The following is an 11,731-nucleotide window of genomic DNA, read 5'->3' on the forward strand; positions in this document are numbered from 1 at the left end:
CGCGGTTCGCGAGGCAGGCCAGCGGCACTGACGATTCATGACAGTGCATGCGGAGGATTCAGCGTCGCGCCGCGCGTGTCAGGTCCGGCCAGCAGCGTTCGGCAATCCGCTCGTGATACGCCATCAAGGCGGGATGCCGCGAGATGAAATCGCGTACTGGACTCTCGAACGGATGCGCGACCGTCGTGTGGACCCACGCGAAGCCGGTGGCGTCGATCGTCGTCGGCTCGTCGCCGAGCAGGAAGCGCTGGTCGCCGAGCAGGTCCGCAACGGCCTGCCAGCCTTCGATGCCCATCTGCGCGATTTCGTCGTAACTATGTCGTCCCGTGCCTTGCTCCCACGGCTGGCGCAGCACCTTGCGGCGAATCACGGGCATCAGCAGCGGCGCGAGCACGCCCACCAGCGAGCGGACGGGCGGCGGCGCGGTGAGTCGCGCGTATTCGCTCAGAATCGGTTTGTAGATCCCCATGTTGCGCTCGACGGCCCAACGGAAATACACGGTCACGAAATACAGATGCGTTTCGAAGAGCGCCTTGATCGCGGCGGATTGCGCGCGCTGCTGCGGATCGAGCCGCGCGTCGTTGAGTGCATTCGGATGACGGCGTTGCAGGTAACTGATGATTGCGGAGGAATCCCAGATCGTCACGCCGTCGATCTCCGCGACAGGCAGTTTCTTTTTCGGCATCGCGTTGAGATTGCCGATGCGTCCTTCGTACGGAATGCCTGAGAGTCTCAGCCACGTTTCGAGCTTGACGACGAATGGACTGAGATCGGGTGGCATCGTGCCGGAACCGTCGCCGAACTTGTAAACGATCATGACGTCCTCTCATACGCCGTTGTCCTGCTGCGTGCGCCGCGCGTGGCTGGCATCCGAGATCCTACAGGCACGCGGGCGCGCGGTGAATCTGGCCACTTCAGCGTGCATTGACTTTCGTGCCAGCGCGACGCGTGGATTGTTGTCGCCACGCAAACATAGATTCCCCGCGGATGCGATTGATGCTTGACGAGGGATTCATAGAATAGATATCAAGGCGCTTCGGTTTTGAGGGCGCCAGGCGATTCAAGAGTTCGGACGAATAGCGGAGATTGACATGGACATCCTGGATGTAGCGCGACAAGCAGGCATGACCGTCGTGCTCGAAGCACGGATCGGTCGACAGGAATATCACAGTGTGCATGGATCGCTGGCGGCGCTGCAAAGCTTCGCTGAGCGGGTGAGGGCGTCGACGATGGAAGAAACCCAGGCCGTGGAGCATGAGTGAAAAAAAGAGCCGTCGGATTGCGACGGCTCTTTGGTGTTATGTGGTCTCCAGCGCTTGATCTGGCGATTAGCCGCTGAACAGTTCGATGAGGCAGACGACCGTCGCGAACAGTCCGATGCAGCCGCCCAATGCGGCCGCACCTTGCATGAAACCTCCTAAATTCCCCATATAGCGCTCCGTAGTGTTCTGGGTGTGGCGCTAGTCTAAATCGAAAGAAATAAGAAAGGTAAAAGAAAGTATAGGTGAATTTTTTGCCGATATACGAACGCCTGTACTTGTACGACGACGTATCTCAAAGAATTTTCTCGCCACGCGACTATTTCTTCGACCTGTTTCCCATTTCGCGAGACGCCACGGAAGATTGGACTCCTTCCGGCCTGGCTGCGGGCAGCTTTCTCAGTATTCCAATCTTCCTTTTGGCGCGTAAGAGAACAATCCGATGTTCGAATGAACATCATGCGTGTTCCGTCCACGTTTTTGTCCTTTCGCAACACAGCCGCTCGCAAATTGCGCAGAACGGCCGTCTGACAGGCATTTCGCCCTGTCTGCCTCGCGTACTACATGGTTTTCCCTGGTATCCTACAGACGTTTCAGTGATACGATGACCGACGATAAACGCTAACTGGATGTTCGAATTCGCGCATTCACCAGCGACACCGCCGGGCAACCTCGGGCCCGGTCTGCATAAAGGAAATGGAGACAGACTTGAGAACAATCATTGGCCTGCGCTGGTGGATCATCGCGCTCGTGTGCCTCGGGACCATCGTCAACTACCTGTCGCGCAACGCGCTCGGCGTCATGGCGCCGGAGCTGAAGACGTTGCTGCACATGAACACGCAGCAGTACTCGTACGTCGTCGGCGCGTTCCAGATCGGTTACACGATCATGCAGCCGGTCTGCGGGCTGATCATCGATCTGATCGGGCTGCGTCTGGGCTTCGCGCTGTTCGCCTGCCTGTGGTCGGCAACGGGCATGCTGCACGGTCTCGCCAGCGGCTGGCTGTCGCTCGCTGCACTGCGCGGTCTGATGGGTTTGTCGGAAGCCGTCGCGATTCCGGCCGGCATGAAGGTGGTCGCCGAGTGGTTTCCGAATCGCGAGAAGTCGGTGGCTGTCGGTTATTTCAACGCGGGCACGTCGCTCGGCTCGCTGTTCGCGCCGCCGCTCGTCGTGTTTCTGTCATTGCGCTACGGCTGGCAGAGCGCATTTGCCGTGACGGGCGCGCTGGGTTTCGTGTGGGCGGCGCTCTGGTACGTGTTCTATCGCGCGCCCTCCGACCACAAGCGGATCAGCGAGAAAGAGCGCACGGCCATCGTCGAAGGGCAGACGCCGCCTGCTGCTCACGGCCAGGACAAGCGCCGCATCCGCGAAGTGCTCGGCACGCGCCGTTTCTGGGCGATCGCGCAGGCGCGCTTTTTCGCCGAGCCGGCCTGGCAGACCTTCAGCTTCTGGATTCCGCTCTATCTCGCCACTGAGCGCCACATGGACCTGAAGCAGATCGCAATGTTCGCGTGGCTGCCGTTCCTCGCGGCGGATCTCGGCGGTCTGTTCGGCGGATATCTGTCGCCGTTCCTGATGAAGCGGCTGCGCGTGCCGCTCATCTGGTCGCGCATCGCGGGTGTCGTGCTGGGTGCATTCATGATGATCGGTCCGGCGTGCATCGGGCTGGTTGCTTCGCCGTACGAAGCCATTGCGCTCTTCTGCGTCGGCGGCTTCGCGCACCAGATGATTTCCGCGCTCGTCAACACACTGGCCGCCGACGTGTTCGAACCCGGCGAAGTCGGCACCGCGGCGGGCTTTGCGGGCATGGCGGCGTGGATCGGCGGGCTGGGTTTTTCGCTGATGGTGGGCGCGCTGGCCGACAAGATCGGCTACACGCCGCTGTTTGGCGCGCTCGGCGCGTTCGACCTGATCGGCGCGACGCTGCTGGTGATCCTGATGCGCGGCGTGTCGCGCGATGCCCGTCTGCAACGCGTCGAAAACGGCGCGGGCAGCGCGGCTTGAACTGACTGACCTGGAAACACATCATGGCTACGTTGAAGAATCGACCTCTGTTTTCCGTCTCCGAGGCGCTTGCCGGGAATGCCGGCAATCCGATCGTGTTGTCCGACGCCAGTGGCGCGCGAATCGAACTGTTCGTTCTCGCCGACGACATCATCCGCGTGCTCGTGCTGCCGACGGGCGAGCTTCGCGGACCGCGCACCTGGTCGATCGCGCCCGGTCTGGAAGATGTGCCGCTCGACGGCCGCGACCGGCGCGACACGAGCGACTTTGGGCAAACGGTATTCAGCGCGACGAGCGACGCGGAACGGCTCGTCGTCGAAACAGCGCAGGTCCGTTTGACGGTCGCGCTGGACGGCGGCTTCTGTTCGTGGGCCATCGCGCGCGACGGCGCGTGGCACGACGTGATGAACGACCGCAAGACACAGGCGTACAACTTCGGCTGGTGGGACGAGCGCGTCTATCACTACGTTGAGCGGCAGCGCGGCGAAATGTACGTGGGCCTCGGCGAGCGTGCTGGCACGCTGGACCGCGCGAACCAGAGCTACGAGATGCGCAACATCGACGCGATGGGCTATAGCGCGCGCAGCACGGACCCGCTCTACAAGCACATCCCGTTTTACGTGACGTGGCAGCCGCAAACGTCGATGGGCTTCGGCCTGTTCTACGACACGCTCGCCGACTGCCGCTTCGACATGGGCCGCGAGCTGGACAACTATCACGGCCACTACCGTCATTTCGTCGCCGAGCATGGCGATCTGGACTACTACTTCATCGCGTCGGCGGATACGCCGTTGCACGCGGTGCGTCGCTTCACCTGGCTCACGGGCCGGCCCGCGCTGATGCCGAAGTGGGGCCTCGGCTATTCCGGCTCGACGATGAGCTATACCGACGCGCCCGACGCCCAACACAAGATGGGCGAATTCATCGAGCGCTGCCGCGAGCATGACGTGCTGTGCGATTCGTTCCACCTGTCGTCGGGCTACACGTCGATTGGCGCGAAGCGTTACGTATTCAACTGGAATCACGAGAAATTTCCGGACATCGAAGGGTTCGTACACGGCTATCTGCGTGAGGGTGTGAAGCTGTGCGCGAACATCAAGCCGTGCCTGTTGCAAGACCATCCGGCATTCGACGAAGCGGCGAAAGCCGGTCTGCTGATCGAATCCCGCGACGGCGAGCCCGCATGGGTGCAGTTCTGGGACGAAGTCGGCGCGTATCTCGACTTCACCAATCCCGCCACGATCGACTGGTGGAAAGCGCGCGTGAAAGACAGTCTGCTGCGCTACGGCATTGCATCGACGTGGAACGACAACAACGAGTTTGAAATCTGGACGCCCGACGCGATCGCCCAAGGTTTCGGCGAGCCATTCCCGGCGCATCAGGCCAAGGTGCTGCAGACGCAGTTGATGATGCGCGCATCACGCGACGCGCAGCGCGAGCACGCGCCCCGCACGCGGCCATTTCTCGTGTCGCGTTCGGGCGGCGTCGGCATGCATCGTTACGTGCAGACGTGGTCTGGCGACAACTACACGTCGTGGGAAACGCTGCGCTTCAACCTGAAAATGGGCCTCGGCCTCGCGATGTCGGGCGTGTCGAACAGCGGTCATGACATCGGCGGATTTTCGGGTCCGGCGCCCGAGCCGGAACTGCTGCTGCGTTGGGTCGCGTTTGGCATTTTCCTGCCGCGTTTCAGCATCCATTCGTGGAACGACGACGGCACCGTCAACGAACCCTGGATGTATCCCGAAGCGACCGCGCAGATCGCTGGCCTCATCAAGCTGCGGTATCGGCTGATTCCGTATCTGTACGAACTGCTGTGGCAATCGCATCGTTCGTACGACCCGGTTCTGCGGCCGCTGTTCGCGGAGTTTCCGAACGATCCACGCTGCCTCGCAGATGGCGACGACATGATGCTCGGTTCGTCGCTGCTCGTTGCGCCTGTGGTGGAGCAAGGCCAGAGCGAGCGCGAAGTGTATCTGCCGGATGGCGCGCGCTGGGCGTCGTACTGGAGCGGCGAGGTGTTCGAAGGCGGGCAGAGCGTGACGTTGCCCGCGCCGTTCGAGCAACCCGTGATGCTGCTGCGCGAAGGCTGTGTCATTCCGTTGAACGTCGCGGAGCAGCACTTCGCGCAACCCGCTGACGAGCGCTCGTTCATTGCGCTGCCTTTCGAGGGCGCCGGCACGGCGCAAGGCGGTTGCGTTGAAGACGACGGCGAAACGGAAGCGTGGCGCGATGGCGCGCAAGGGCACTGGAATGTCGCAATCGCAAGCGACGCAACAACGCTACGCATTGCTATCGACCGCGAAGGGCAGATGCCGTTCGCGCAACACGAAGTGCAACTCAGCGTGCCTGCGTCCGAGACCCGCACGGCGATTTGCACGAATGGCGAAGTGATCGGCGACGCAATCGTGAACGGCTGGCGCCGACTGACGCTGCGACTCGCGCATTCATAAATTCAATAGACGACACGACCAACAGTTCGCATTTCCAATCCACCACCATGTTGCATGGGACGAGAGCAGGGCGTTGAAGCGCCTGCTCCGTCGCAAGGAGACTACAAGCAATGAAGACTTTGAAATGTACGCGCACGCGTGCAATGGCCCTCTCATGCCTGCCGCTCGCGGGCGCGGTACTGTCGACAGGTGTTTTCGCGCAAAGCAGCGTCACGTTGTACGGCGTCGTCGATAACGCATTCAGCTACGTCAGCAATCAGCGCGGCCATTCGAACTTCTACATGAGCCAGGGCAACCTGCAGGCGAGCAAGTTCGGCCTGCTAGGCGCAGAGGAACTGGGCGGCGGCACGAAAGCGATCTTCCGCCTGGAAAGCGGCTTCAATTCACTGACGGGCGCGCAAAGCAGCGCGGGCAACCTGTTCAACCGGCAGGCGTACGTCGGTTTGAGCAACGACAAGTACGGCACGGTGACGCTCGGCCGCCAGTACACGCCGTACTTCAACATGGTCGGCGCGCTCGGGCCGACGGGCGTGTTGACGGGCGCCACGGGCGCGCACCCGGGCGATCTCGACGCGCTTGACACGACGCTGCGTTTCAACAACTCGGTCACCTATGCATCGCCGAATATCGCGGGCCTCACATTCGCCGCGCAGTACGGGCTCGGCGGCGTGCCGGGCAGCGTGACGAATGGCAGCAATCTGAGCGCGGCGTTGCGTTACGACTACCAGTCGTTCTCGGCCGCGGCGGGCTACGTGAAGCTGAAGGACATCACGACGAGCCAGTCGCTCGGCAGCTTCGCGATCAATTCGCCCGTCAACAACGGCTACGCGAGCGCGAGCAGCACGCAGATGATCGCGGCGGCCGCTCGCTACAACATCAGCGACCTGATGGTCGGCGTGAACTACTCGAATGTGCAGTACGCGCCGGGTTCGCGCTCGCTGTTCGCGAGCGAGGCGGTATTCAACACGTACGGCGCGATCGCGACGTACCGGTTCACGCCGTCCGTGATCGCGGGGATCGGCTATAGCTACACGCGCGCAAGCAAGGCGAACGGTATCGATGATCCGGCGCAGTATCACCAGATTTCGCTGGAGCAGACCTACAGCCTGTCGAAGCGCACCACGTTCTACGCGCTGGAGGCCTATCAACTGGCACGCGGCAAGTCGCTGATCGCGTCGGGTTCGGGCGTGGCGATCGCGGACTCAGTGGCGGTTGTCGGCGATTCGCAGAACACGACGCCGTCGTCGGGACCGTCGCAGTTCGTTGGCATGGTGGGCATTCGTCACTCGTTCTGACCACGTCGCAAATGAACGCGGCAGGCGATTTGCCGCGATGTATCACGAATTGACGCCGGGCGTCGCGACATTGCGACGGCCCGGCGTTTCTTTGTCCGCCGTTCGCACCTGCGCGAAGGGACGTGCATGTTCGAAAGCGTCAAGGGCGTCCACGTTTGTCCTGGCGGCGGGCTGCGGCGTTTCATTTCGCCGTCGGCGAGTCTCACTCGGTCTGCCCACTTCCCGGTAATTCCGTGTCTTAGCGATTCACGCAACACCCCTTCATATCAATTGCGCAAAAGCCTGTATGAATATACAGTATCGGCGTGCGATTCAAGAGGAGCGTGCGTCATGGAAATGCGTGTGCATCACCCCGCCGTTCATCCGATGCCGGAAATCGCGGCGTTTGTCGCGGACCTGAAGTCAGCGTTCGGCGAGTGGGAAATCGACGAGGCGATCCGGCGCGGCAAGGCGGGCGAGCCTACGTTCTATGCATGCGAGAATGGCCGGTCGGTCGGTACGCCGCGCCTGGCAGTGACAGACGCTTTCGCGCATGATCCCGCGTACGCCCCAGCAAGCGAAGCCCGTCAGGAAGTTCCAGGCAAGGAGAGTGAGCGATGAAGGCAGGTCGTCTATATGTCGGGCTGATTGCGCTGGCTTTGACTTCTGCGGCACACGCCGAAAAGTACGTCGAAATCTGGAATCCACCGGAAGCGCGTGGTCATTCGGCGGCCCCGGCCGTGCAAAAGCCACTGCGTCCGCATGCGCAAAAACTGGCGGCGCCACGGCTTGCAAGGAAGGTCACCGAACCGGGCAACGTACAGGCGGATCACGGCGCGTCGTCGGTGGTGGCGACAAAGCGGCCCGGCAACCGGAGCATTCCGCGCAAGATCGGTCCGGATGGCAACGTGTTTCGTGTCTGACCGATGCGGGAAGGTGGCGGGCGTTTCAATCCAGGCCGTGCGGGCGACTTGCTAAACTGCATGTCCTCGTCCGCTGTGGCTTGAGCGGGCGGCATCGGCAGAATAATTTCGCGTCGCGCACCCCAACCACAGTCCTTCCTCGCAAACCGCATCACGCAACATGAGTGTCATCGTCCGCCGTATCGCGCATCTCGACATGGACGCGTTCTACGCATCCGTCGAATTGCTGCGCTATCCGGAGTTGCGTGGGAAACCCGTTGTGATCGGCGGCGGGCGCAACGCAATACCGGAGACCTTGCCTGACGGCACGCGCCGTTTTGCGAAGCTGAAGGACTACGCGGGCCGCGGGGTCGTCACGACTTCGACCTACGAGGCGCGCGCATTCGGCGTCTTTTCGGCGATGGGCATGATGAAGGCCGCGCAACTCGCGCCGGACGCGATCCTGCTGCCGACCGATTTCGATTCCTACCGTCATTACTCGCGTCTCTTCAAAGCGGAAGTGGCGAAGTTCACGACGCGTATCGAAGATCGCGGCATCGACGAAATCTATATCGACCTCACGGACGTGCCGGGCGATGCGGCCGACATCGGTTCGCGTATCAAGCACGCCGTGCATAGCGCAACGGGCCTGACGTGTTCGATTTGCGTCGCGCCGAACAAACTGCTCGCGAAGATCGGCTCCGAGCTGGACAAGCCGAACGGCCTCACCATTCTGACGCCAGAAGACATTCCCACGCGCATCTGGCCGCTCGCTGCGCGGAAGATCAACGGCATCGGACCGAAGGCGAGCGATCGGCTGGCCGCGCTGGGTATCAACACGGTCGGCGATCTGGCGCATGCGGCGCCGGATCTGCTGCAGGCCAACTTCGGGCTCAAATACGCAACTTGGCTCACGCACGTCGCGCAAGGCAGCGATGAGCGTCCTGTCGTCGTCGAATCCGAGCCGAAGTCGATGAGCCGCGAGACGACGTTCGAACGCGACCTGCATCCACGCCATGACCGGCCCGCGCTGTCGGAATCGTTCACGCGTCTGTGCGTGCGCGTCGCGGAAGACCTGCAGCGCAAGGGCTACGTCGGACACACAATCGGCATCAAGCTGCGCTTCGACGACTTCTCCACCGTCACGCGCGATCTGACCATTCCTGCCGCGACATCGGACGCCGCGGTGATCCGGCGCGCCGCAACCGAATGCCTGAAACGCGTCGCGCTGACACGCAAGCTGCGGCTGCTTGGGGTGCGCGTGAGCGGGCTGTCGCTGGCGAGCGAGCAGGCGCCGCCGCTGCCCATACAAGCCGAACTGCCATTCACGGCTTGAGCTACGACACCAGCGCGCGCATCCCCAACGCCACCGCTTCAGCTTCGCCGAAACAGCGCGCCGTTCAAGCGGCCAATCGAAACGAGCCAGCGCCCGATCGTCGCGACCATCGGCCATCCTCGCGGCCCTGTATCGATCTGCGCGATCGCGTCACGCTGCCCGGTTGCGAGGACTTCGACGAACGCTTCATACGGCAGCACATGGCGCTCGCCTTCACAAAGGACGACCGACACCTTGGGCGCGTCGCCAAGCAGCCAATCCAGCGATGCATCGCGGTAGCTCACCCGCAGCGTGCCTTCCAGCGCGACGATCGCGCTGCCGCATTTGAACCAGGCGGCGTGAATCTGGCCGGGGGCGTATCGGTATTCGAAGGGTTTCATCGAGAACTCAGTCCGAAAGCAGTCAACGGATCGACCCGGCGATATCAGAATCGGCGGGCCACATGTCGAAAGCGTAAAGAGAGTCATCGGACCGCAACAGACTCACACGTTTAGAATCTGTACCGATACAGGAACCTGTTTTGTTGCTCTGTTTCCGTCTGAATTGCCACGGTCTGTATCTGGCGATCTATCCACGCAGCAGGCACGATCCGAAGGATGATCTTGCTGAACGACGAACCCCTTCTCGCGCCGCCCGACACGGGCGCGCCGCTCTACGAACGCCTCGCCGAGCACTATCGCCGTGTGATCGCGTCGGGCACGCTCGCACCCGGCGACCGGATGCCGTCGGTGCGCGCGTTGATGAGCCAGCACCACGTGAGTCTGTCGACGGCGATTCAGGTGTTTCGTCGCCTCGAAGACGGCGGCTGGCTGCAGGCGCGGCCGCGTGCGGGTTACTTTGTGCGGCGCGCGCCCGCCTCGAAACTGGCGACCGTCGCCGAGCCGGACATTCCAGAGCTTGCCGAGCCGGCGCGCTACGTCGGCTTGCACGAGCGCATCTCGCGCGTGATCGAGCGGGCCCAGGCGTTTCCGGATGCGCTCAATCTTGGCGGCGCGACAGGCGATGCCGCGCTGTATCCGACTGAGCGGTTGCAGGCGCTCGCCTCGCGCATCCTTCGTCATCGGCCGACGCTGCTGACGGAAGTCGGCGAAGACGGCGGCGCGGCGGAGCTGAGACAGGCCGTCGCGAAGCGTGCGTTGTCCACGGGCGTCACGGCCTCGCCCGACGATGTGCTCGTGACGAGCGGCGGCGTCGAAGCCGTGAACCTGGCGTTGCGCGCGGTCGCGCAACCTGGCGATACGATTGCCGTCGAATCGCCGGCGTTTTTTGGGCTGTTGCAGATACTCGAAAGTCTCGGGCTGCGCGCGCTCGAAATACCGACCAGCCCGACAACGGGCCTGTCGCTCGAAGCGCTCGATATCGCGTTGACCGCTTGCCCGGACATCAAGGCGCTCGTCGTCGTGCCGAACCTGCAGAATCCGCTCGGCTGCGTGATGCCGGATGCGCGCAAGGCCGAACTCGTGCAGCTGTGCGCGCGCCGTGGCATCGCGCTGATCGAGGACGAGCCGTATCGCGAGCTGATCGAATCGACGGAACCCGCGCGGCCCCTGAAGGCCTGGGACCGCGACGGCGGTGTGATCTACTGCGCGTCGCTAAACAAGGTGCTCGCGCCGGGCATGCGGCTCGGCTGGATGTCGTCGGGACGCTGGCATGCGCGCGTGCGGCTGTTGAAATTCGCGCAAACGCGGAACAACGAGTCGCTGGCGCAGTTCGTCGCGGCCGAGTTTATTGGCTCGGGCGCGTATGACCGGCATCTGCGCCGGTTGCGCGAAAAGCTGCGCGTGCAGCGCGAGGCGAGCGCCGACGCGATTGGCCGATATTTTCCCGCTGGCACGCGGCTGAGCTTGCCGCCTGGTGGGCTGCTGCTGTGGGTCGAATTGCCGGACGGCAAGTCGTCGGATGCGCTTTTTGAAGCTGCGTTGCCGCACGGTATCCGGATCGCGCCGGGTTCGATCTTTTCGAATTCGGAGCGCTTCCGTTCTTTTATCCGCCTCAGTTGTCCGGGGCCGTTCGATGAACGGATGGACGCGGCGCTTCGTCAACTGGGGCGTCTCGCGGGGGAAACCGGTTGACGGCCGGGAAGGGCTGCGAGCGCGTGTCGGGTGTGTGTGGATTTGTCTGGGTAATCGCCGCAGCGAAGTCCGCTTCATTCGTCACTGCATTGTCATGAAGCGCGACTAATTTCGAAACGCACCCCATACAAAGCTTTCAGCAACTCACTTGCGTGGGTCCGGGTCAGGCGCCGAGGCGCGGACTCTGCTTGACTGCACTTTCGTGCATGGGACGGGAGTAAGCGCTAAAGCGCCAACGCCTGTCGACTCGCCGTGGGGCCGGTGTAGGCGCTAAAGCGCCAACTCCGGCCGACACGGCATGGGACGGGAGTGACCGCTAAAGCGCCAACTCCCGTCGACTCGCCGTGGGGCCGGTGTAGGCGCTGAAGCGCCAACTCCGGCCGACACGGCATGGGACGGTAGTAAGCGCTAAAGCGCTAACTACCGTCGAC

Annotated in this window: 10 protein-coding genes; 8 read left to right on the forward strand and 2 right to left on the reverse strand. The window is 62.7% G+C overall.

Annotated features, from left to right (window positions below; genetic code table 11):
* Nucleotides 1-58 precede the first annotated feature (58 nt).
* Complete coding sequence (locus C2L65_RS21920; protein ID WP_042309265.1) at nucleotides 59-817, reverse strand: glutathione S-transferase family protein; 759 nt, start codon at nucleotides 815-817, stop codon at nucleotides 59-61.
* Nucleotides 818-1,091: 274 nt separating this feature from the next.
* Between C2L65_RS21920 and C2L65_RS46185 the strand changes: the two genes are divergently transcribed.
* The 7 genes from C2L65_RS46185 to dinB all read left to right on the forward strand — a co-directional run bounded on the left by C2L65_RS46185 (nucleotide 1,092) and on the right by dinB (nucleotide 9,228).
* The gene (locus tag C2L65_RS46185) at nucleotides 1,092-1,262 is read left to right on the forward strand and encodes a hypothetical protein (protein ID WP_007589740.1); all 171 of its coding nucleotides are present in this window, start codon (nucleotides 1,092-1,094) and stop codon (nucleotides 1,260-1,262) included.
* 705 nt (nucleotides 1,263-1,967) lie between these two features.
* On the forward strand, nucleotides 1,968-3,263 hold the full coding sequence (locus C2L65_RS21925; RefSeq protein ID WP_042309333.1) for an MFS transporter: 1,296 nt from the start codon (nucleotides 1,968-1,970) through the stop codon (nucleotides 3,261-3,263).
* Nucleotides 3,264-3,286: 23 nt separating this feature from the next.
* Nucleotides 3,287-5,716: a glycoside hydrolase family 31 protein gene (locus C2L65_RS21930; protein WP_042309267.1), complete on the forward strand. Its 2,430-nt coding sequence runs from the start codon at nucleotides 3,287-3,289 to the stop codon at nucleotides 5,714-5,716.
* A gap of 110 nt (nucleotides 5,717-5,826) precedes the next feature.
* On the forward strand, nucleotides 5,827-7,011 hold the full coding sequence (locus tag C2L65_RS21935; RefSeq protein ID WP_042309269.1) for a porin: 1,185 nt from the start codon (nucleotides 5,827-5,829) through the stop codon (nucleotides 7,009-7,011).
* Between the two features lie 330 nt (nucleotides 7,012-7,341).
* The gene (locus tag C2L65_RS21940) at nucleotides 7,342-7,611 is read left to right on the forward strand and encodes a hypothetical protein (protein WP_042309271.1); all 270 of its coding nucleotides are present in this window, start codon (nucleotides 7,342-7,344) and stop codon (nucleotides 7,609-7,611) included.
* Complete coding sequence (locus C2L65_RS21945; protein ID WP_042309274.1) at nucleotides 7,608-7,913, forward strand: hypothetical protein; 306 nt, start codon at nucleotides 7,608-7,610, stop codon at nucleotides 7,911-7,913. Before C2L65_RS21940 ends, C2L65_RS21945 begins: the two co-directional genes overlap by 4 nt.
* Nucleotides 7,914-8,073: 160 nt before the next feature.
* Complete coding sequence (gene dinB, locus C2L65_RS21950) at nucleotides 8,074-9,228, forward strand: DNA polymerase IV (protein WP_042309275.1); 1,155 nt, start codon at nucleotides 8,074-8,076, stop codon at nucleotides 9,226-9,228.
* A 38-nt stretch (nucleotides 9,229-9,266) separates the two neighbouring features.
* Here dinB and C2L65_RS21955 read toward each other — a convergent pair whose 3' ends face one another.
* On the reverse strand, nucleotides 9,267-9,608 hold the full coding sequence (locus tag C2L65_RS21955) for a hypothetical protein (protein ID WP_042309276.1): 342 nt from the start codon (nucleotides 9,606-9,608) through the stop codon (nucleotides 9,267-9,269).
* Nucleotides 9,609-9,824: 216 nt separating this feature from the next.
* Here C2L65_RS21955 and C2L65_RS21960 point away from each other — a divergent pair, with 216 nt between their 5' ends.
* A complete protein-coding gene (locus C2L65_RS21960) occupies nucleotides 9,825-11,300 on the forward strand; it encodes an aminotransferase-like domain-containing protein (protein ID WP_042309278.1) in 1,476 nt (491 codons plus the stop codon).
* The last annotated feature ends 431 nt before the right edge of the window (nucleotides 11,301-11,731 follow it).

Source organism: Paraburkholderia terrae (assembly GCF_002902925.1).
Lineage (GTDB): Bacteria > Pseudomonadota > Gammaproteobacteria > Burkholderiales > Burkholderiaceae > Paraburkholderia > Paraburkholderia terrae.

Coding starts and splice junctions, on each gene's coding strand:
- C2L65_RS21920 (WP_042309265.1), bottom strand. CDS start 817: ATGATCGTTTACAAGTTCGGCGACGGTTCCGGCACGATGCCACCCGAT.
- C2L65_RS46185 (WP_007589740.1), top strand. CDS start 1,092: ATGGACATCCTGGATGTAGCGCGACAAGCAGGCATGACCGTCGTGCTC.
- C2L65_RS21930 (WP_042309267.1), top strand. CDS start 3,287: ATGGCTACGTTGAAGAATCGACCTCTGTTTTCCGTCTCCGAGGCGCTT.
- C2L65_RS21935 (WP_042309269.1), top strand. CDS start 5,827: ATGAAGACTTTGAAATGTACGCGCACGCGTGCAATGGCCCTCTCATGC.
- C2L65_RS21940 (WP_042309271.1), top strand. CDS start 7,342: ATGGAAATGCGTGTGCATCACCCCGCCGTTCATCCGATGCCGGAAATC.
- C2L65_RS21945 (WP_042309274.1), top strand. CDS start 7,608: ATGAAGGCAGGTCGTCTATATGTCGGGCTGATTGCGCTGGCTTTGACT.
- dinB (WP_042309275.1), top strand. CDS start 8,074: ATGAGTGTCATCGTCCGCCGTATCGCGCATCTCGACATGGACGCGTTC.
- C2L65_RS21955 (WP_042309276.1), bottom strand. CDS start 9,608: ATGAAACCCTTCGAATACCGATACGCCCCCGGCCAGATTCACGCCGCC.
- C2L65_RS21960 (WP_042309278.1), top strand. CDS start 9,825: ATGATCTTGCTGAACGACGAACCCCTTCTCGCGCCGCCCGACACGGGC.